General features: G+C 61.6%; 15 protein-coding genes and 2 tRNA genes. 6 read left to right on the top strand and 11 right to left on the bottom strand.

Annotated elements, in window-relative coordinates; genetic code table 11:
- Positions 1-307 precede the first annotated feature (307 nt).
- Positions 308-381, top strand: a tRNA-Gln gene (locus GX444_20350).
- 53 nt (positions 382-434) lie between these two features.
- A tRNA-Glu gene (locus GX444_20345) sits at positions 435-509 on the top strand.
- Positions 510-632: 123 nt separating this feature from the next.
- On the opposite strand, the gene secA2 is transcribed toward GX444_20345, so the two are convergent.
- From secA2 to GX444_20310, 7 genes are all read right to left on the bottom strand, one after another.
- Positions 633-2,984, bottom strand: coding sequence for an accessory Sec system translocase SecA2 (secA2, locus tag GX444_20340; GenBank protein ID NLH50933.1), 2,352 nt, complete (start codon positions 2,982-2,984; stop codon positions 633-635).
- 171 nt (positions 2,985-3,155) lie between these two features.
- Positions 3,156-4,385, bottom strand: a complete 1,230-nt coding sequence (locus GX444_20335; GenBank protein NLH50932.1) for an FtsX-like permease family protein — start codon at positions 4,383-4,385, stop codon at positions 3,156-3,158.
- A complete protein-coding gene (locus GX444_20330) occupies positions 4,382-5,128 on the bottom strand; it encodes an ABC transporter ATP-binding protein (protein ID NLH50931.1) in 747 nt (248 codons plus the stop codon). The genes GX444_20335 and GX444_20330 overlap by 4 nt, the downstream gene beginning before the upstream one ends.
- A gap of 9 nt (positions 5,129-5,137) precedes the next feature.
- A complete protein-coding gene (locus GX444_20325; protein NLH50930.1) occupies positions 5,138-6,376 on the bottom strand; it encodes an efflux RND transporter periplasmic adaptor subunit in 1,239 nt (412 codons plus the stop codon).
- Between the two features lie 31 nt (positions 6,377-6,407).
- Entirely contained in the window at positions 6,408-7,763 is a 1,356-nt protein-coding gene (locus GX444_20320; GenBank protein NLH50929.1) for a TolC family protein, read from the bottom strand.
- A gap of 133 nt (positions 7,764-7,896) precedes the next feature.
- Entirely contained in the window at positions 7,897-9,192 is a 1,296-nt protein-coding gene (locus tag GX444_20315; GenBank protein NLH50928.1) for a HAMP domain-containing protein, read from the bottom strand.
- A complete protein-coding gene (locus tag GX444_20310; GenBank protein NLH50927.1) occupies positions 9,189-9,929 on the bottom strand; it encodes a response regulator in 741 nt (246 codons plus the stop codon). The genes GX444_20315 and GX444_20310 overlap by 4 nt, the downstream gene beginning before the upstream one ends.
- Before the next feature lie 449 nt (positions 9,930-10,378).
- Between GX444_20310 and GX444_20305 the strand changes: the two genes are divergently transcribed.
- Together GX444_20305 and GX444_20300 are read left to right on the top strand one after the other, a co-directional pair.
- A complete protein-coding gene (locus GX444_20305; protein NLH50926.1) occupies positions 10,379-10,897 on the top strand; it encodes an EF-hand domain-containing protein in 519 nt (172 codons plus the stop codon).
- A gap of 152 nt (positions 10,898-11,049) precedes the next feature.
- Positions 11,050-11,559, top strand: a complete 510-nt coding sequence (locus GX444_20300) for a hypothetical protein (GenBank protein ID NLH50925.1) — start codon at positions 11,050-11,052, stop codon at positions 11,557-11,559.
- A gap of 12 nt (positions 11,560-11,571) precedes the next feature.
- On the opposite strand, the gene GX444_20295 is transcribed toward GX444_20300, so the two are convergent.
- The 3 genes from GX444_20295 to GX444_20285 all read right to left on the bottom strand — a co-directional run bounded on the left by GX444_20295 (position 11,572) and on the right by GX444_20285 (position 17,472).
- On the bottom strand, positions 11,572-14,211 hold the full coding sequence (locus tag GX444_20295) for a formylglycine-generating enzyme family protein (protein NLH50924.1): 2,640 nt from the start codon (positions 14,209-14,211) through the stop codon (positions 11,572-11,574).
- Positions 14,212-14,303: 92 nt separating this feature from the next.
- Entirely contained in the window at positions 14,304-16,013 is a 1,710-nt protein-coding gene (locus GX444_20290) for a DUF3459 domain-containing protein (GenBank protein ID NLH50923.1), read from the bottom strand.
- Positions 16,014-16,050: 37 nt separating this feature from the next.
- Positions 16,051-17,472 (bottom strand): hypothetical protein, encoded by a 1,422-nt coding sequence (locus tag GX444_20285; GenBank protein ID NLH50922.1) that lies wholly within the window; start codon positions 17,470-17,472, stop codon positions 16,051-16,053.
- A gap of 257 nt (positions 17,473-17,729) precedes the next feature.
- Between GX444_20285 and GX444_20280 the strand changes: the two genes are divergently transcribed.
- A complete protein-coding gene (locus GX444_20280; protein ID NLH50921.1) occupies positions 17,730-19,178 on the top strand; it encodes a radical SAM protein in 1,449 nt (482 codons plus the stop codon).
- A gap of 230 nt (positions 19,179-19,408) precedes the next feature.
- Positions 19,409-20,311 carry a hypothetical protein gene (locus tag GX444_20275; protein NLH50920.1) on the top strand — a complete coding sequence of 301 codons (903 nt, stop codon included), beginning with the start codon at positions 19,409-19,411 and terminating at the stop codon, positions 20,309-20,311.
- A gap of 259 nt (positions 20,312-20,570) precedes the next feature.
- Here GX444_20275 and GX444_20270 read toward each other — a convergent pair.
- The coding region (locus tag GX444_20270; GenBank protein NLH50919.1) for a hypothetical protein at positions 20,571-20,733 on the bottom strand (163 nt) is incomplete at its 5' end.

Here is a 20,733-nt window from a genome sequence, read left to right as displayed (position 1 = left end):
GCCCGCGCCAACGGCCGGCGGCTTGACGTCTATCGTTCGGAATCGGTTCCGGCGATCGGGTTGTCGCGATCGTCGGCGTGCACTACAAGCAAGAAACCATGCAATGAATGAAGATTCATTCAAATTCAGAGGCGAAGAGCGTAGCAAGAGTGCCCCTGGCTGTCAATACCAAATCCGACCCAATTCGTTCCTTATCCGCCCCTTTTCGCCTCGGATCGCCCCATCCTTTCGGTTCCCGGCTTTTTTTGGCCTTGACATCCCCGGTACCCTCGATTATAAGACCGCTTGCTTTTTTGCTCCTTATTATTCCGGGCTCGTCTAATGGTAGGACAGCGGACTCTGACTCCGCCAGTCGAGGTTCGAATCCTTGGCCCGGAGCCAAGGCACTCAGACGCTCGGGCCGGGCGAAACCGGCCCGACGAGCCCCACCGAATGGTCCCATCGTCTAGCGGTTAGGACGCTGGCCTCTCACGCCGGAAACAGGGGTTCGATTCCCCTTGGGACTGCCAAATAAATAAGCCCCGCGATTTCGCAGGGCTATTTTTTTATTCCGCATTCCCCATTATTCCTTGCGGCATGAGTGGTATCGCGGCTGCCAAGCCGCTCTTACATTCCGCATTCCCCATTATTATTTACTTTCCGGTCACCGCCGCAACCACCGCTTTCTTCAGCCCGAGGAAAAACCGGCCGATTTCGTCGCCGAACGGATCGTCGTTCACCAGGTAGGTCCAGGTCGAGGAGGGTCGACGCAGACCTTCGCTCTCCAGATCGATGCCGGCGGCCGTGACCTTCGCCTGTAGAAAACTGGCCCGGACCCGCTCTGCGGCCTGATCGCCCAATTCCCAAAAAGCCGCCGCGATTTCCTTTTGAAATTCCATCCAGGGATCCTGCTTGCCGTAACGCGCCAGGTGGATGCCCTCGCGCAGATCGGCGATCCGCGCCAGATGTTCGCGCCAGAGTTCATCCAGGTGGAAAAGCGTGAGCCGCCGCTCCGCCTCGCGTAAGACGGATTCGCCGACCCGCGGTTGCAAGGCGCGGAATTTTTCCCGGGTCGGTTCCTCGTCCAGTACCGAGTCGAAACGGCCGTGCAGCACCTCGGTTCGCCGGGCCTGCCATTCGACGCGCTGCTCCTCGACGAGCATGGAGTATTTCCAGAGGGTGCGCCGGATGGCGAAGTTCTGTCCCTCGATGATTCGTTGCAACTGGGCGACCCGCCAGGCGATCACCGGGTCGTCCAGCGGTTCGTCCCGGCGCCAGCCGCGCCGTTTCTTCGGCAGCAGGCCTTCCAAGCCGAACCGCGTCGCCAGGTCGTCTTCGAGGCTGATGAAGAAGCGCGATTCGCCCGGGTCGCCCTGCCGCCCAGCCCGGCCGCGCAGTTGGTCGTCGATGCGCCGGCTTTCATGCCGGTTGGTGCCGATCACGTACAAACCGCCGAGCGCCGTGACGCGTTCCCCGTCGGATCCGTCCGCGCCGCCCAACCGGATATCGGTGCCGCGCCCGGCCATGTTGGTGGAAATGGTCACCGCGCCCAGCGCGCCCGCCCCGGCGATGATTTCCGCCTCGCGTTCGTCGTTTTTCGCGTTGAGAACCCGACAAGCCACGCCCGCCTGCCGCAACGTCGTCGCCAGTTCCTCCGATTCCTTCACGCTCGTCGTCCCGACCAGCACCGGCCGGCCGCTCGCCTGAACACCTCGGATTTCCGCCGTCAGCGCCGCCAGCTTGGCTTCGCGATGGGTGAATACCCGGTCGGGAAGATCGCGGCGGATACACAGCCGATGCGGCGGAATCACGGCGACCGCCAGATCGTAGAATTGCTTGAGTTCCTCCGCCGCGGGTTGCGCGGTGGCCGTCATTCCGGCCAGGCAGGGGTACAGCCGCAGAAAATGCAGCAAGGTGATCGAACCGAGAATCGAACCGTCCGGTCGCGGATCGAGCCCCTCCTTGGCCTCCAGCGCGGCCTGCAAACCGTCGGGCCACTGGCGGTTTTGCGCCACTCGGCCGGTGAATTCGTCGACCAGCTCGATCCGCCCTTCCCGGACCAGGTAATCGACATCGCGCCGCAGAAGCACCGCGGCGTGCAGGGCCAGGTTCAGTTCGGTCAGCAGCGCCTGGTTGGGCGGATCGTGCAACCGGCCGGCGCCCAACGCCGACTCGGCGCGATCGAGCCCCGCCTCGGTGAAAAAAACGTTGCGGCCGTATTCGTCGAGGTCGTAGTCCTCGCCCCGGCGCAGTTCACCGACCAGTTCCGCCATGCGCCGCGCGCTCGCCGGCCGCGCCCCGCGCGCACCCGCAATGACCAGCGGCACCCGCGCATCGTCGATCAATAGGGAGTCGGCCTCGTCCACAATGGCGAAATGTAACTCACGGTGTGCCGTTTCCGCGGGCGAAAAGACGAGTTGGTCGCGCAGATAATCGAAACCGGCCTCGCGCGCCGTGACGTAAGTGATGTCGCATCGATAAGCGTGCCGCCGGTCGGCCGCGGTCATACCTTCCTGGATGACGCCGACCGCGAGCCCGAGAAAACGATAGATCGGTCCCATCCAGCGGGCGTCGCGCCGCGCCAGGTAGTCGTTGTGCGTGAGCACGTGAACCCCGGCACCGGAAAACGCGCGCCAGGCGGCCGGCAAGACCGCCGCCAGGGTCTTGCCTTCGCCGGTCTGCATTTCCGCCAACCGGCCCCGGCTCATCGCCAGACCGGCCAGAATCTGCTCGTCGAAGGGTTCCAGGCCAATCGTCCGCCGCGCCGCTTCGCCGGCCAGCGCAAAAGTGTCGATCAACAATCCATTTTCGTCTTCGCCGGCGCGAGCCCGCCGTTTCAATTCGGCGGCCAGCGCGCGCAACGAGTCATCGTCTTCACGGCGCATTTCATCCCGGCGTCGCCGGACGAACACCAGGTCTTTTCGGTAAGGTTTCAGGTCGGTTTCAATCGGAATACCGCGCAACCGTTGAAGAAATGCCTGCAAACGTGGCTTCATGGGACTCATCTTCCGGTTCGTTCCTTGTAGCGCAAGGATAAGGACGGATTGGCGCCGATGCAGCGAAAAACCGCGATTAGGATAAAATATTTGATTATCACCCGCGAAGACACCCGAATGGGCGGATGCGTTCAGGATATTGATTTGACTAATGAAACGGCCCCTTCAGTGGGGCCGTTTTCATTCGTACCGTAGCGATTCGATCGGATCGAGGCGCGAAGCCTTGTACGCCGGGTAAAGGCCGAATCCGATGCCAACCAGCGCGCTGAAGCCGATCGAAATGGCGATCACCTGCACCTGCATCAGAAACGGCCAGCCGAAAGATGCCGCGAGCCGGCTGGCCAGAAACAGGCCGAGGGCCACGCCCAGCAGGCCGCCGATCAGCGAAAGCGAAAACGCCTCGACCAGAAACTGCCAGAGGATCTGCTGCGGCGCGGCGCCGACCGCCGCCCGCAAGCCGATTTCGCGCGTCCGTTCGGTGACGCTGACCAGCATGATGTTCATGATGCCGATGCCGCCGACCAGCAGCGAAACGGCGGCGACCGAAGCCAGCAGGTACATCAGCGTCTGGGCGCTGGACTCCATCGCGTTGGCGACCTCGTCGAAATTGCGCACCGAAAAATCGTCGTCTTCGTCGGCCGTCAGGTGATGGCGCGACCGCAGCAACTGAATGATCTCGTCCTGAACCGCCGTCACCTTGTCGGCCGCTTCGACGCCGACCATCACCGCGCCGCCGATGTATTTCTGCAAGCCGCCCTGCACCTTGGCGAGAAATGTCGTGTAAGGGATGAAAACCTCGTCGTCGTAGTCCTGCCCCATCGGCGACTGGCCCTTTTTCGCCATCACCCCGATCACCTGGTACGGGATGGAATTGAGCCGCACGATCTGCCCCACCGGCGTGGCGTTGGCGCCGAACAGCTCGTCCGCGACGGTCTGCCCCAGCACGACGACTTTGTTGCCGGAATCGAGATCCGACTGCGAAAACAAGTCGCCCTGCGCGACGGACCATTCGCGAATGCCGAAATATTCCGGCGAAACGCCGGTCACCGAGGTGGTCCAGTTCTGGCCTTCGCCGATCAGCGTGCCGCTCGACCGCAGCGAGGGCGACAAATAGCGCACGCCGGGCACTTCCTGATGGATCGCCTTGTAGTCGTCCCAGGTGATGGTCACCATCGAGCCGAAGCCGCCGCGCATGCCGCCCGTCTTCGACGAGCCGGGCAGGATGATGACCAGATTGGTGCCCATCGATTGGAACGAGGAAATGACCTGCGCCTTCGCACCCTCGCCGATCGAAACCACCGCGATGACCGCCGCCACACCGATGATGATGCCCAGGGTGGTCAGGAACGACCGCATCTTATTGCGGGCCAGCGCCCGCAAGGCGGTCGGCACGGCTAACAAGGGATTCATGATTCCGTATCTCCCGCTTCCGACACCGGTTCGTGGCCGGCGAGCAGCGGCTGTTGCCGCCATTCCTTTTGAATCCGGCCGTCCTTCATCCGCACGACCCGCGAGGCGTAACGCGCGATGTCGGGTTCGTGGGTGACGAGCACCAGGGTGATGCCGGTTTCGCCGAGGCTTTGAAACAAGCCCATGATCTCGATGCTGGTGCGCGAATCGAGGTTGCCGGTGGGTTCGTCGGCCAGGATCAGGCGCGGCGAATTGACGAGCGCCCGGGCGATGGCGACGCGCTGCTGCTGGCCGCCGGACAATTGATTCGGCCGGTGGCGGATGCGGTCGGCCAGTCCGACGCGTTCCAGCGCCTCCCGGGCCAGGGTCCGCCGGCGCGCGGCCGGCACCCCGGCGTAGTACAAGGGCAGTTCGACGTTCTCCTGCGCCGTGGTGCGCGGGAGCAGGTTGAAGCTTTGAAAAATGAACCCCAGCGTCCGGCAGCGGACCGCCGCCAATTCGCGCCGGTTGAGGCCGGCGACGTCGCGATCCATCAGGTGGTAATGGCCGCTGGTGGGTCGATCCAGGCAGCCCAGAATGTTCATCAGGGTCGATTTGCCCGAACCCGAGGCACCCATGATGGTGAGAAATTCCCCGGAGAAAATGTCCAGATCGATTCCCCGCAACGCGGGCACATCGACCTCGCCGACCCGGTAAACCTTGTCGACCTGTTCGATGCGGACGACGGGACGATCTTCGTTCATGGCACACTCCTAAAACGGCCGCGGCGGGCCCCCGTGATTGGCGCCTTTGTCCGCGCTCTTCGATTTTTCCTCGCCGATCTTGCCGGTAATCAACTGATCGCCTTCATGCAATTCGCCCTTCACGATCTCGGTGTAGGCCCCGTCGGACAAACCGAGTTGCACCCGAACCGCTTCCGGAAGTTGCCGCCGCAGTACCCAGAGGGAACGGCAATCACCGTCGCAGTCGGAGGAGCCCGCGTTGCCTTCCGCGGCGGCGGCATGGCCGGTCGAGGCCACTTTTTCGTCGGCCGCCGGCCGGTAACGCAGAGCGGTATTGGGAATCCGCAGCACGTTTTTACGCTCGTCGTAAACGAAGGTGACGTTGGCGGTCATGCCGGGCATGAGCTTGGGCGGATCGTTTTTCACGTCGACCACCGCATCGTAGGTCACCACGTTCTGGTTCGTCTGCGGGGCCAGGCGCACCTGTCGCACGATCCCCTGGAACGGCGTTTCCGGAAAGGCGTCGACGATGAATTGGGCCGCCATGCCGGCCTTCAGCTTGCCGACATCGGCCTCGGCGACGTTCGCATCGACCTGCATGCGCCGCAGATCCTCGGCGATGGTGAACAGTACCGGCGCCTGAAAAGACGCGGCCACCGTTTGGCCCAGATCGATATCCCGCGAAATGACCACGCCGTCGATCGGCGAAACGATGCGGGTGTACTCGAGGTTGACCAACGCCTGATGGAGGGCGGCGTTGGCCTGTTTCAATTCGGCCTTGACCGCCGCCACCTCGGCCTTGGCCTTGTTCCAGGATGCCTCGGCCGTTTCCAGGTCGGCCGTCGACGCCAGTTTGTTCTCCGCCAGGTCGCGAGTCCGGCGGTACAATCGTTCCGCTTCCTGCGCCGCGACGGTCGCCTGGGTCAGCCGCGCCTCCGCCGCGGTATGGTTGGCGCTGGATTGCTCCACCGCCGCTTGAAATAGTTGCGGATCGATCGTGGCCAAAACCTGCCCCTTCTTCACCGGCGAATTGTAATCGACCAGCAGAGTCTGGATCCGGCCGGAAACCTGGCTGCCGACCTCGACCGTCACTAGCGCCGAAACGGTGCCGCTGGCGGTGACCTTGGCGGCGATGTCGCCGCGATCGACCTTGGAGAGCTGATACAGGACTTTGGGCGCACCGGACGCCTGGCAGTACCAGCAGACCGAGCCGATGACCACCAGCAGGGCGAACATCAGGGACCAAACCAACAAACGTTGCCTTTTCATCGCACACCTCAAAAGCGGTCGCAGCCGGCCGTCAGTCGCCGGACGCCACCGCGGTTACGTAATCCCATTCGGCCAGCGCGATCTGAAAATCGCCGACCGCCTGAATCAGACCGGCCTGGGCGGTCCGGTAGGCTTTTTGCGCATCCAACAGTTGGAGATTGGCGTCCAGCCCGACCTGCAACCGCTGACGGACGAGATCCTGATTGGCCTTCGCCTGTTCGCGTGCCCGTTCGGAAGCCACGATCCGCAACCGCGCGGACTTCAACTGCAGAAACGCCGCCTGCCCACGTCGTTGAAACGCCCAACGCTCCGCGTTTTCCGTCCACCGCCGGGCCTGCAATTCAGCGGCGGTTTTCCGTTCGCCGCTAAGGGCCTTGAGCCCCTGGAAGAGCGGGATCTCCACGCCGACCCCCGCCGTCCACGAAGTGCGGTCGTCGAGCGCCAGGGTGTCGTTGGTCGCCCAGTTGTATTGGAAAGTCGCGTTCACCGACGGCAGAAACGAGCCGATTCCCTGCCAATGCTGGATTTCCGCCTGTTTCGTCGTCTCTTGCTGCTGCCGCCGCAACGGGTGCCGATCCCAAGCGGCCGTGGCCGGTTCCGCGGCGGCCAGAATCTCGGCCGATCGTTGCCAGGACTTCGCGTCGATCCGCTCCTCGGCCGGCGGCAGGACGACCGCCTCGGACGGCGGCAACCCGATCGCCTGCGCCAGATCCATCAGCGCCTGCCGATAGTCGTTTTCCGCCACGGCCAGATCGCTCTCCGCCTGGGCCTCCTCGGCTTCCCAGCGCAGCACCTCGGGCGACGCGGATTGTCCCAGTTCGAACCTTTTTCGGTACAACGCCAACGATTCCTTCGCCCAAGCCAGGGTCTCCTTGGCGGCCTTCCACAAAGCCTCCGTCTGCTGAACACCGAAAAAGGCCACGGTGACATCGCGGATCGCCTGCAATCGCGCATCGGCCGCGGCAAAACGGGCCGCCTCGCGCTGGCTCAGCGCGATGCGCAAGCCGCAATATTCGGCGCCGCCGTTGAAGATCGGTTGAGAAGCGACCAGCGAACTGGAATAGTTGTCGCGCCAGAGTGTGCGTTCGGTTTCCGAGCCCGCGCGTTTCGCAGCTTGGTACTGCTGATCGGCATCGTCATAAGTTTGGTCGTCGGGCCGCGACCAACTCGAATCGAACGACAACCGCGGCAACCAGCCGGCCGCCGCCTCGCCGACCGACCAGGCGCCCGCGGTCGCCTGAAGTTGCGCCGCCTGGACGGTGGGATTCCGCCGCAAAGCAGTCTGAATCGCCTCATTCAAGGTCAATTCGGCGGCGCCGGCGACGGCGGCCGAGGCGATCAATCCCAGGGCAAAAACCAGGGAGGTGAATAATTTTTGACAATTCATCTGGCGTCATGCCTCCTGTAACCGATCACGAGAGGCATACTAGAAGCCGGTCATATTTTTTCTATTGGGATTTAGTACCCGCGAGTAACCGATTGTAACAAAATGGGGGAATTTATTGATTTGCTTATATTTTTCAGCTAACCGGCCAGGTCAAAATGAATTTCGCGCCGCCGATTTCCGCCTCGCCGACCTCGACGGCGCCGCCGCAGCCTTCCATGATCCGCTTGACGATCGCCAGACCCAGACCGACGCCGCCGGAATCGCGGCTGCGGCTGTTGTCCAGGCGGGTGAACGGCTCGAAGATTCGTCTCCGCTCAAATTCCGGGACGCCCGGACCGTCATCGCTGACTTCAATACTTAATAGGGTATCATTGCGCCGGATCGTGACGATCACCTGTTTGTCGGCGTAGCGAATCGCATTGCCGATGACGTTTTGCAACGCCCGCCGGAAATAGCGCTCGTTGACGGCGGCGATGGCGGCTTGCTCGTGGTTGCGGACGATGTTGACGGTCGGATGCGTCGGCACCTTGGTGAGTTGGTTGACCACCTGGCTGACGACATCGCCGACGACGATCGGCTTGCGATCCAAACCCGGTTTTTCGCGATCCAGCCGGCTGAACAGCAACAATTCGTCGACGAGTTTCGCCAGTTCGTCTAGTTCCGCCTCGATCGCCGCGACGCGGACCGCGCGGATTTCCTCGTCGGTCGCCTGGGAAAGGATTTCCAGTTGAAAGCCGATCCGCGAGATCGGCGTGCGCAATTCGTGCGATACCGCCTGCAAGAGGTGGCGCTGGCCTTCCAGCAGGCTCTGCAGTCGTTCGGCCATCCAATTGAAACGCGCGGCCAGGCTGCCGATCGCGTCGGACGAAGCCATATGAGCGCGCGCCGACAAATCGCCCTCGCCGATCCGTGCCGCCGCGACCTCCAGGATTTTCAGCCGGCGGACGACCGGATACGCCAGCACGAATCCGACCAGGATCACGATCGGCAAGGTGCTGAGCAGCGACATCCACAGGTGACTGAACGGCACCGGCCCGTGCCGCATTATCGGTCCGACAGCCAGCACCTGCGGGCTGTTGCGCAAGGGCAGATACATCAGCGGGCCGCGATCCGAGTGGCCGCCTTCGGGGAAGCCTTGCGCCAGGCGATTCCGGAGCTCGGGTTCCAGGCTAGAGGTATTCTCCAGCAATTGAATGGGAAACGGAAACCGCGATTGGAAATTCCGCACCGCCGCGCGCTGTTCTTCCGGTCCCAGCTTCTCCAGGTCGGCGGCCAGCAGGCCGAAAAGATAGGTATCGGCGGAACCGGGAGGCAGGCCGCGGTGAAAATCGCGATCGATGCGGGACTTGACGATCAGCGAGGAAAGAAAAAAGGAAACGGCCAGCGTAAACAGAATGCCGAGCGAAATTTGCAGGAAGAGCCGTCTCATGGATCCTTCACCAACAGGTAGCCGACGCCGCGCACCGATTTGATGAGCTGCGGCAGCTTGCCGTCGTCACCGAGCTTTTTCCGCAACCGGGCGATGCGCAGATCGATCGACCGGTCCAGCCCGTCGTAGTCGATGCCGCGCAGGCGCGTATAAATATGTTCGCGCGTCAGTATCTGCCCGGCGTGCCGGGCGAGCAGCCACAACAAATCGAATTCGGAAGTGGTCATCTCGACCGGCTCGCCGTGGTGGTGGACCACCCGGTTGCCGGCGTCGACGATCAGGGTGCCGATCTCAATCCGCTGGGGAATCATCGATACCTCGCCGAAAACGGCGGCGGGATCGGTCGACGTGATCGGCGTCGCGGCGGCGCGCCGCAAGAGGGCCTGCAGGCGGGAGAGCAGCAGCCGCGGCCGGACCGGCTTGGCCATGTAATCGTCGGCGCCGACTTCCAGCCCGACGATCTCGTCGGTTTCCTCGCCGCGCGCGGTCAACATGAGCACCGGCCCATGGTAATGCGGCCGCACTTCGCGACAGACGGTCAAGCCGTCCTTGCCCGGCAGCATGATGTCCAAAATCACCAAATCGGGATTTTCGTCGATGATCCGTTGAACGGCCCGGTCGCCTCGTCCTTCGATTTGTACCCGGAAACCGTTTGTTTCGAGGTATTCGCGCACGACCTGGGCCAGCTTGTTGTCATCCTCGATCAGCAACAACCGGTTTTTTTCCAGACTCTCCATCAACAGCGTCTCCGTCGATGGCCGCGCCGCGTCGATTTCGTCTCGACGCCGGTGGCGGCAATTGATTGTCTCAAATCGGCGGCGGCTTTCCAATGCCTGCCGCCGCTCGCCTGTGCAACGGCACGGTCCGCCGGTTTGTGGGGTTGGGGAGCCCCCGGGACGCCGGCGGCCCGGACGTTGCCTTCGCTCGGGAAAACAATGACGTGAGCGACCGATTACGTCAGTTAGCTTTGCGTTTCTCTTTGTGTCGCTCTGTATCCCGGCCGAAATGCCGAAGCCCCACAAAGAGATACACATTCACAACGGAGAAAATCGATCAAACTACCGATGTTTGATCATGAACAGGGGCCGGATCGGAGTGAAAAGCGTCCGAGAATCGATTCCTCCAAGGTAGTTTGGTTTCACCTTTTCCGGCTCCCGCCATTTCATCCAACGAAAGGAGGCAGAGGATGGTATCGTCAATTTCCGGGGTCACCGGCCAGATGTCCGTGGGGGCCATGAGTCGTCCGCCGAAAATGAGTTCGGACGAAATGTGGAACAAGATGGATGCCGACGGCGACGGTCAGGTCACGAAAAGCGAACTGGAAGACTTCATGGCCGACGCGCCGGCGGGACCCAACGGCGAAGCGCCCGACATTGATGACCTGTTTTCCGAGGTCGATTCCAACGGCGACGGGGTCATCACCAAGGACGAGCACGAGACCCAGTACAAGAAGTTCGAGGAAAACATGAAAGCCCAGGCCAACAACCTGGCGGGCATCGGCTCCAACACCGAGCTCAACAAGGTGAGTCTGGCCCAGTTGCTGGCGGAAACGCTCAGTGAGGAAGAGGACGAGGAGGACTCGACTTCCAGCACCGAATCGACGACGGCGACCACCACCGCCACCAAGAACCTGTTGGAATCCTTGAATGCGTATCTGACGTCGACGGCCGAACAGGAAAAACAAAACCTGTCGATCGAGATTTAGCCCGTCGATGGCCGGGGTCCGGCGGGTCCCGGCTTTTTTCACGCCGCGAGACGGATACCGTCGGATACCGTTTAAGACACAAACGCGACGGAGATCGCCGCCCATTAGCGGTAGTTTGAAATCGAGGATCTCTGGAGTAAGCGGAGGTGAACATGGGCTTCACCGGAAAAAAACAATGGCTGGTCGTGATCCTGATGTTTCTTCTCTGCGGCGCTAGCCCGCTGCTGTACGGCGGTGACGACGACGCCGCCGACTCGCTGGCGGCGCCCCCTTTCGCCATCCTTGAATTAATGGGAACCGACCTGACCTATCTGGGCGACGCCCTGAAGCTCGACGACGACCAGCTCGGCGCCCTGAAATACATGCTGGCGGTCGACACCGAACATCTCCAACGCGAATTGCGCGCGCAACGGGCCGCTGACACCGCCGCCGCATTGGCGCTTTACCGCTTGCATCGCCAGGTCCAGTTGGCCTTCGAAAACGAATCGAAAGAAGCGGCGCCCGATTTCGCCGCGCTCGGCGAGCGGTTGCGCCAGTCGTACCGCGGCCGGAACCCGAATTCCCAAGCCGTGATGATCGAGGCGAAAGTCGTCTTTTTCGGCAGCCTCAGCGCCGGCCAACGCCAGGCGCTGGCCGCCTTTTTAGCGGCGCAAAACCGCTGACCGCCGGTCGGCTTACGGCGTCGTGCCCCAGAGGTCGGGGTCGCGGACGATGTCGCAGTTGACCAACGGCGCGGTGGCCGGGTTCAGGAACGGCGAGTAGCAATACTCCAGGACGAACAGCATGTCGTCCCACGAGACCACCGGACCGGCGACCGCGTCGCGGCTGGGCGTGAACGGCACCGAACCGTCAGGCACCGACGCATCCCACGGATCCCAATAACCCCAGGTGCTGTAATGATCGGCGGCCTTGCCGTATTCGTCGGCCACAAGCCGCGCCTCGGCGTTGGTCAGGGGCAGGCCGGCGGTGGCCGAAGCCATGATGAAGGCCGCCCCGTCGGCGTCCCACTCGGTGTGTTGGGCGCGCATCGGATCGGTATACAGCATGTAATCGACGCGTTCGGCGAGGCCCTCGAGGTTCGCATACGCCGTATCGTTGGCGCCGACCATCAGGGCGTTGGTGATTGTCGCCACGTGGAAATAGCGGACGATGGCGTAGTTGTAATAGTGGCCGTAGGTCGCCACGATCTCGTAGAGCCAGCCGATGCCGTTGCCGCAATCGACGTCCAGCGGGTCGCCGTAACCGATGAGGGCCGACGACAGCCGGCCGCTGCATTCGGCGTTCGCGACGATCTTGGTGAATTGCACGTAGCTGGCCAGATCGACCACGTAGCCGTTCTCGTCGCGCGGCACCCATTGATCGCCGTCTTCCTTGGTGCGGATGAACCAGCCGGTGTCCACCACGTCGCGCGCGAAATCCTGCAGATAGGTCAGCGCCTCGGCGGCCGCCTCGCGCACGTCGGCGTCGGCGCCGTCCTCCACCACGCGCATCAGCATCGGCACGACGCGGTAAATGTGCGGCACGTCGTCCTTGCTGCGCATGTTGCGAACCCAGATATCGCCCCAATAGGGGTTGTTCGGATTGGGAATGGTGTGCGCGTTCCAGTCGTAGGAGTAATGCTTGACCGGATCGTAATCGACGTGCCCCAGCCGGCCGCCTTCCTCGGTGAAGTCGTGATTCTGCGTGAAGATGGCGCGCGCCAGGATGCGGTGTTCGGGCTCGTATTCCTCCTCGGCCCATTGCATGCCGTGGAAGAGCGCCACGTAACCCTTGGCGTATTCCTTCACCAGCCGGCCGGCTTCCGCGTCACCCGTTGTCAGGTAATAGGCCATGACGTTGTTGTACAGCTTGGAAGTCGGAATCGTCAGGTTGTCGTCGAAACCGGTGTGGGTGAAGGTCAACACGCCGCTGGCCTTGGTGAGGCTGATGTCGCCGTAGAAGAGCTTGTAATCCGGCAAGCCGCCGGGATTCTCGGGCGCCATGCCGTGGCTTACCCATTGCAGCCAATGCAGGTAATTGCTGTTCTTTAGAAATCCCGTGATTTTCGCGGTGAAGGCGTCGATCTCCTCCTGGGTCATCGGGCCGCCGACGCTTGGGCGGGTGAACTCGAAGGGTAGCTCATCGGGGTAATCCGCCGGGACCTGATCGACCTGGTCGACGATCGGCGCCGTGGCGACGAACGGCTTCGCGCCGGATTCCGGCAGCGTGCGCACGACGCGGAAGCCGATGTAGAAATCGCGCCAGCCGGGGGTCTGCGCGACGCGCCGGGCCAGCCGGTTATAAACCGCGCCGGCAAAGCGGCAGGCGCCGCCGCGCACGACCTTGAAATAGCCGTCGGCCGGGCTTTCCGGGTCGGTGACCGTGCCGGGATACGCCTGGTTGTACCAATCCCACGTCCATTCCCAGACGTTGCCGAGCATGTCGTAGACGCCGAAATCGTTGGGTTCCTTCTGGCCGCCGCGGTAGGTCGTGTCGTGCGAGTTGCCGCAATACCAAGCGATGGCGTCGAGGTTGGTATCGCGCGGGGTGCACCCTTTTTGGGTGATGCCGCCGTTGTAAAACGCCGTGGTCGCGCCGGCGCGGGCCGCGTACTCCCATTCGGATTCGGTGGGCAGGCGGTAACCCTCGCATTCGTAAACGGACGCGACGCCGTTCAAGGCGACCGTGGCGCTGTCGATGCCGCCGTGGTCCTTGCAGTAATCGGTGGTGTCGCCCGGTTGCTCGTCCTCGCAAACGATGTCGGAAAGGACGTAGCACGGCGCGTAGGCCTTGGCTTCCGACAGTTTGATGGTATAGGCCAGCGCATCAAACCAGCTCACCGAATCCACCGGCCGCAACGTATCCTCGCCGAAATACGGGAAGTGACTGGGATTGAAGCCCATCACGGCGAGGAATTGCTCCTGGTCGATCTCGACGGCCGAGATTTCGAAGTCGTTGGTCAGCGTGACCTGGTGCTGCGTCTCATCATCGCGCCGTCCCGCTTCGCCGGCCGGGCTGCCCATGGTGAAAACGCCGTTGGGAATCGTCACGAAGACCGTCGGCAGCGGCGGCGTGGTGTCGTCGTCGTTGTCGTCGTTGTCGTCGTTGTCATCGTCGTCGTTGTCGTCATCGTCATCGCCGGTGTCGTTGTCGTCGTTGTCGTTATCGTTATCGTCGTCGTCATCGTCCCCGGGGGTGAAATCGTCGTTGTCGTCATCGTCGGCCGGCAGGCCGCCGGAATCGTCATCGTCGTCGCCGTTGCCGCAGCCCGCCAGTACCAGGCCGCCGGCTAGCAAAACCAACAACACGAGCAGGTATTTGGCCAGATTATTCATGGTCGGTCCCTTTCGCGATTGTCCGTTACCGTGCAAGAGATGGAGAGGATAGCATGGCGGGCGGTGTGGAAAAATCCCCCGTCGCCGTCGGCTCAATCCGCCTCCAGGCGCAGCAGCGCGAAACCGTAAGCCGGCAGAACGACGGAATATTCGGCGGTTCCCGCGACGAGCGGTGACGGATTTTCTTCGGTGTAGAGATCGCGCACGACGCCGGCGCCGCCTTCCCAAGGGGTGCCGCCCAGCCAAACCGTCGCCGAACGCGGCTCGCCGGCGAAATTGAACAGCACCAGAATCGTCTCCGCCCCGGCCGTGCGGAAGTACCCGTAAACGGCGGGATCGGCGGTGGCGACCGTTGCCATTTCGCCGGCCTTCAAGGCCGGCGACGAATTGCGCAGGCGAAGCAAGCGCCGGTAATGGCTCAGCAGCGAGCGGGGATCGTCGCGCTCGACGGCGACGTTATGGGTGCGGTAATTCGGCGCCAGCGCCAGCCAGGGCGTGACCGTCGAAAACCCCGCGTAACGCCCGCCGGTCCAATGCATCGGCGTCCGGGCGCTGTCGCGGTAATCGATCGGCTGCTGCCAGCCGTTGCCCATGCCGATTTCCTGGCCGTAGTACAAAAACGGCGTGCCGGGCAAGGTCAGTTGCAGCGTCGAACTCAGTTTCAGCCGCCTCTCGTCGCGCAACAGCAAATCATAATCCCGGTAGAAATCGTGATTGGCGGTGAAGTTGGCCCATTGGGCGCCCGGCGGCGCCGCGGCGTTTTCCGCGTTCAACACCAGGTTCACCAATTCGGGGGCGTGCAGATAGTCGGTGGCGAAAAAGGCATAATCGAGAAAAAAGTTGAACACCATGTGCAGCCCGTCGGTCCCGTCGCCGAAGTACGAAGCCGCCAGCGCGGGCGGGCCGACCAGTTCGCCGACCAGGGCGCGATCGTCGTACTCGTCGAGCAACGCCCGCATCGCGCGATGAAATTCGCGGGTCAGCGGATGGTGTTCGCAATAATCCTCGTCCTCGTAATAGAGGTGGGCCGTATCGAGGCGGAAGCCGTCGACGCCCAGGTCGAGCCAGAAGCGCATCACATCGAGAACCGCCCGGCGCACGTCGGGATTGAAGTAGTTGAGGTCGGGCATCCCCTCGCGGAAGTGATGGTAGTAATACTGGCCGCGCGCCTCGTCGAAAGTCCAACGTTCGCCCTCGGTGGCCGACGCCAGCGGATCGACGCAATCGAAGGGCGGCTCGTCAGCCCAGAGGTACCAATCGGCCTTGGGATTGTCGCGGCTTTGCCGCGATTCCTGAAACCAGGCGTGCGCGACCGACGTATGATTGAAAACGCCGTCGAGAAAGATCCGGATGCCGCGGGCGTGGGCGGCGGCGAGAAGCGCCTCGAAATCGTCCAGGGTGCCGTATTCCGGATTGATGTCCGTGTAGTCGGCGACGTCGTAGCCGGAATCCTCGAAGCGCGTCGGATAAATCGGCATCAGCCAGAGTGCGCCGATGCCCAGGTCGCTCAAATAGGGCAGTTTTTCGGTCAGGCCCGGCAGATCGCCGATGCCGTCGCCGTTCGAATCGTAATAGCTGCGGACGAACACTTCCAGAAACACCGCCCGGCGCCACCATTCGCCGCCGCCGGTGGCCGAATCGTCATCATCTTGAACCTGCCCCGGACCTGATCCGGGGTCATCGCCGCCGGCCGGCGCGGCGGATTCGTCGTCCGACGATTCTTCTTCAGCGCAGGAACCGATGATCGCCCCGGCGAACGCCAGGCCAAGCAATAGCCCGATGATCGGCTTGAACCGCTTCATCACGCCCCTGGTTTGGATAGTAATCGAAAGCGACCGCCTAGGCGCAGCCATGATCGTCGTCGTCATCGTCGCCGTCGGATTCGTCCGGTTCCGGGGTCGGCGTGTCGCCGAGCTGATCGTCGTCCGCACCGCCGGTATCGTCGTCGGATGCGTCGTCGTCGGTTCCGCCGACGGTATCGTCGTCGGTCGCGTCATCGTCAGCGGTATCGTCGTCGGACTCTTCCGCCTGGACGACCTCGAAGGCGAACGGCAGCTGGTTGCTCCGGTTGCCGGCGGTATCCTCGACGTAGAACGAGCCGGAATGCGCGCCGTCAGTCATCAGCATGCCAAAAGCGAAGCCCAGCGTTCCCGTCTTTTCCATATTCCACAGGGGGCCCAGTTGGTAGACCGCTCCGTCGAGGGTCGCATACAGCACGCCCGCTTCGAGGTTGCCGTCGACGTCCGTGTAATCAAAGGTGAACAGCATCGTGATGCTCTGATCGCGCGTCACCTGATAGGGAGCGGCAAACGGTTGCCCCTCTTTGTCGAGCAGGCGAAAGTTATCGATGGCCGGCGTCATACCGGCGGGATAGCTGCCGGTATCGAAAAACACGTATTCCGCCTCGGATCCGAACCGGGTACGCCCGTGGACCTCGCCGTACGAGATGCGGAAAAAGCCGTCCTCGCCCCACCCCGGCCCCCAGGAATTTTTCACCACGAAGCATTCCTCGTTGTCGTCATACCCCACGACCAACACGGCGTGGCCGCCCAGGTAGGCGCCTTCGGCGTAGGCATAGACGCCCGAGGTGTAGTAGTTGAAATCCTCGTAGACGTTCATCGTCACCGCGACCGGCCCCCGCTGATACACGGCCTGTTTCAAGGCGTCCACTTCGCGCTCCACGGCGCCGCGGTCGGCCAGGCCGACCAGGTGTTGGTCGGCGTCGGGGCAGAGATCGCACGGCCCGTCCTGTGCCTGATAAGGCATGCATTCCTCGTCCACGGTGCCGTTGGTGACCAGAAAGACGATCGGCTGCCAGATCGAATACGAACCGCCGCAGCCGTATTGCGGATAGCAATCGCTGACCAGATATTGCTCGGAATAATCGATGGTGTTCGGCAGGCCGCCCTGGATGACCGCCGCGGATTCCAACGCGGCGATGGAAGCGAAGGCCCAGCACGAGCCGCAGGGACCCTGGTTGCGCACGTCCGTCACGCCGTTTGCGTTCCGCCAGTCGAATTGTTCGGGCAGATCGACCGGCGGGATCGGCAACGGCGCCGGCGGGTCTTCATTCAGCAGGCCGTTGATGCCGAGCCGCGCCTGGAAATCTTTCGGATCCAGGTAAGCCGGCCCGGCCTGCCACGATAATTTTTTTTCGGCGATTGCCCGCTCGACCGCGGCCAGGTCGTCATCGGCGGCCCGGACGAAAGCGGCCGGCAACAGGCAACAACAGGCGATCAAAGCCAGCAATACGCGCCGCATACTTTGCCCTTTTTCAAATCGCCGGGCCGTCGGACCGCGGACCTGCCCCGCGGTTTTCCCGGTGCGACGGCCGGCCGGTACTGGCGCGAAGTTTGCTTCATCGCGCCGGATAAATCAATGATCGTCAAAAAACGGTCGAAGATTGAACGGCATCGGTGACGAAATTGAAAATTTTGAAATCGCCGCTATGATGATCCGATCGGGAGGTTCGCCGCGCCGGACGGCGAAACCGAAAAAATCCAGGAGCATCCGCAGGCATGGTGAAATCGTCGGCCGAAACCGCGGGGGAGCGTACGCCTCGCGTTTTGCTTTTTTATCCCAACATCGATTCGAATTGGGAGCGCATTCGCACCGGCGACGACCTTCACCGGCCTTCCTCCGGTCTGCAATACGTCATGGCGATTCTCAAACGCCACGGTTATGGCTTTGGTTTCATCGATCAGGTCATCGAGGAAAAAAATCATCACGACGTATTGACGGAAATCGAGAAACAGGGATTTGAGATCGTCGGCATCCACGCCAATGTCCTGACCCGCTATGGCGTCTGCCGGTTGATCCAGAAAATCAAAGCCCAGACCGCCGCGAAGGTCATGATCGGCGGACCGGGCGCCATCGAGCCGCGGCCTTATGTCGAGGCCGGGGCCGACGCGGTGCTGATCGGCGAAGCGGAAGGCCGGCTGATCGAATTGATCGAAGCCCTGCACCGGGGCAAACCGCTCGGCGATCTGGCCGGCCTCTGTTTCCGCGATCAAAACGGCGAGGTGATCGTCACGCCGCCCGCGCCGCCCATCGAGGATTTGGACCAACTGCCTTTTCCCCATCGTATTCCGCAACTGGCGCGGTATTACGGCGAACCGATGAACCCGCTGCAAAAAGGGATCTATACCGCGATCATTGCTTCGCGCGGTTGTCCGTTCGATTGCACTTTTTGCAGTTCGCATCTGGTCTGGGGCAAGCGCGTCCGCTGGCGTTCGGTCGACAACGTGCTCGCGGAAATGACCGCCGCCCGTCAGGAATGGCCGGACACCTACTTCAGCTTTCTGGACGACACCTTTGGGCCCAATATCGGTTGGGTGCGCGAATTTTGCGAAAAACTGGCGGCGAAAAAATGGTCGAACCTCTGGGGATGCATCTTGCACCCCTCCTCATTCGGCTCGCAGCGCGCCGAAATTCTTTCGTTGATGGCCAAGGCCGGTTGCCGGGTGATCTCCTACGGCGCTCAATCGGCGTCACCGGACATCCTGGTCAACATTCATCGTCAACCCAAGGAACCCGAAATGCTGGCCGACGCGCTGGCCATTTGCCGTCAAAACGGCATTTTGACAATTGTCACCTATATTTACGGTTTACCAGGCGAAACACACCAAACGATGGCGGCCAACCTGGATTTCGTCTTGCGGCACAGGCCGAATCTGGCCGATTTTCATCCGCTTTATATCATTCCGAAGACCAGAATCGCCGAAGAATACCCGGACGGGAAAGTCACCGCGCTGACCGAAGAGCAAATCGAACAAGCCTGCGCCAAGGCTTTTCGAACTTTTTACTCGCGGCCGGGAGTGATTTGGAATCTTTTCCGATTGACGTTGAAAAACAACCCGCGCTACTTCCTGAAAGGTTTCATTGCGTTGAAGATGCTGATCCGGCAAATGCGGCAAGCCAAGGACCGCCGAACCGGCAAAGCGCTACGCGCCCCCGAGAAATTCTGATCCATCTGCCGGCGCCGGCCGAATTTGACAACGCCTAAAGCATTGAAAAGGTTGGGTAAATAAATATTTGACGATTAGCGATTATCTTGCTAAAGATTGAGTCGCCATTGGGCTGGTGCAGGGTGCAAAAATCGAATCGAACCGAAGGACGGAATCGAACTGGATTCTGTGCTCGCCCGGTCTGAAAAATCGTTCATTTTTCGAGAAATATATTTTATGAGGAGGAAAAGATGAAGAAGCTCAACCATTGGTCGTGGTTGGCCTTGCTCGTGGGATTGCTGGCCGCCGCCTGGACGTTCGGTTGTTCTTCCGGCGACGATGACGACGACGATAACGACAATGACACGGTGGATGACGATACCGGCGACGACGACGACAACGACGATAACGATGACAACGACGACAATGACGACAACGACGACAACGACGACAACGACGATAACGACGACAACGACGACAACGACGACGAGACCCCGACCACGGAACCGATCAGCATCCGCCTGGTCGATTTTCTTACCAGCGATCCGATTGTCGGCGCGACCTGTGAGTTGGTCCAGAACGACGACGGCGAACCCTTCGATCCGGCCGTTACCACCACTTCCGATGCCAACGGCTATTGCCTTTTCAACAGCGAGGACAAAGGCGACAAGTTCTCGGTCAAGTTCACCAAGACCGGTTACGTCGATTCCTACTTCTTCAACTACGATACCGACATCAGCTGGTATTTTAACGTGGTCAGCAATCTGACCCGGACGGGCATCTTCGTGCTGCTCGGCCTGACCCCCGATGACACCAAGGGCGCGGTGGTCGGCGGCGTTAAATGGTGGGAAACCAGCAACCTGATGGAAGATATCGGTTGCGCCGAGGTCGAAAGCAGCGGCGGCGACACCGTTTATTACATGGACGACACCGGCATGCCGTCCACCAGCCGCACCAGCACCAACCCGAACGACGGCTATTTCCTGTCCCTGCTGGTGGATCCGGGTTCCTACACCTTTACGGCCAACGTCGATGGTGACGAGGAAGAAGAACCGGTGCCGGCCGTGTTCGCCGACACGCTGACCTACATCAACATCTACTTCCACGAGTCGGAGTATCCCACCAATCCGGAACCGGCGGGCTGCTCGAAGTAGTCGGAAAAAATTCCGCAACACTTCGGAGGCGGGGGCGACCCCGCCTCCGTTTTTTAATAGCGCCGATAACTCATTGTCGGCTTCGCGGGTTGGCAAACAGGTGAAATGCTTTCCGATGAATATGCCTCCATTCTTTGCTTCGTGAAAGAAGGGCTGGGAATGAGGGAAATAAATCCCATGAAACAGGGTCAAGCAAAGAAATCACTGACCAGTGATCCATTGCTCATCGCTTTCGTAAAGAGGAGAAAATTCGTATCGCTTATTTGTTTCGCCAATAGAAGTCGATGGCGCCCTCGTTGGTGTGCACGGCCACGCCGGGACGATTTTGCGAGTCGTAATCCAGAATATATTTTAGTGGAGTCGTGTGTTCCGGGACGTCGACCAGTTCCTCATGCCAGGCGCCGTCCCTGTATTCCGCGTAT

Source organism: Myxococcales bacterium (assembly GCA_012517325.1).
In the GTDB taxonomy this organism is placed as follows: Bacteria; Lernaellota; Lernaellaia; order Lernaellales; family Lernaellaceae; genus JAAYVF01.
The sequence above is the reverse complement of the archived record's forward strand: the minus strand, read 5'-3'. Positions and strand labels throughout refer to the sequence as shown.

Excerpts from the sequence above, each read along its gene's own strand:
- secA2 (NLH50933.1), bottom strand. The coding sequence starts at position 2,984 with ATGAGTCCCATGAAGCCACGTTTGCAGGCATTTCTTCAACGGTTGCGC.
- GX444_20335 (NLH50932.1), bottom strand. The coding sequence starts at position 4,385 with ATGAATCCCTTGTTAGCCGTGCCGACCGCCTTGCGGGCGCTGGCCCGC.
- GX444_20330 (NLH50931.1), bottom strand. The coding sequence starts at position 5,128 with ATGAACGAAGATCGTCCCGTCGTCCGCATCGAACAGGTCGACAAGGTT.
- GX444_20325 (NLH50930.1), bottom strand. The coding sequence starts at position 6,376 with ATGAAAAGGCAACGTTTGTTGGTTTGGTCCCTGATGTTCGCCCTGCTG.
- GX444_20320 (NLH50929.1), bottom strand. The coding sequence starts at position 7,763 with ATGAATTGTCAAAAATTATTCACCTCCCTGGTTTTTGCCCTGGGATTG.
- GX444_20315 (NLH50928.1), bottom strand. The coding sequence starts at position 9,192 with ATGAGACGGCTCTTCCTGCAAATTTCGCTCGGCATTCTGTTTACGCTG.
- GX444_20310 (NLH50927.1), bottom strand. The coding sequence starts at position 9,929 with ATGGAGAGTCTGGAAAAAAACCGGTTGTTGCTGATCGAGGATGACAAC.
- GX444_20305 (NLH50926.1), top strand. The coding sequence starts at position 10,379 with ATGGTATCGTCAATTTCCGGGGTCACCGGCCAGATGTCCGTGGGGGCC.
- GX444_20300 (NLH50925.1), top strand. The coding sequence starts at position 11,050 with ATGGGCTTCACCGGAAAAAAACAATGGCTGGTCGTGATCCTGATGTTT.
- GX444_20295 (NLH50924.1), bottom strand. The coding sequence starts at position 14,211 with ATGAATAATCTGGCCAAATACCTGCTCGTGTTGTTGGTTTTGCTAGCC.
- GX444_20290 (NLH50923.1), bottom strand. The coding sequence starts at position 16,013 with ATGAAGCGGTTCAAGCCGATCATCGGGCTATTGCTTGGCCTGGCGTTC.
- GX444_20285 (NLH50922.1), bottom strand. The coding sequence starts at position 17,472 with ATGCGGCGCGTATTGCTGGCTTTGATCGCCTGTTGTTGCCTGTTGCCG.
- GX444_20280 (NLH50921.1), top strand. The coding sequence starts at position 17,730 with ATGGTGAAATCGTCGGCCGAAACCGCGGGGGAGCGTACGCCTCGCGTT.
- GX444_20275 (NLH50920.1), top strand. The coding sequence starts at position 19,409 with ATGAAGAAGCTCAACCATTGGTCGTGGTTGGCCTTGCTCGTGGGATTG.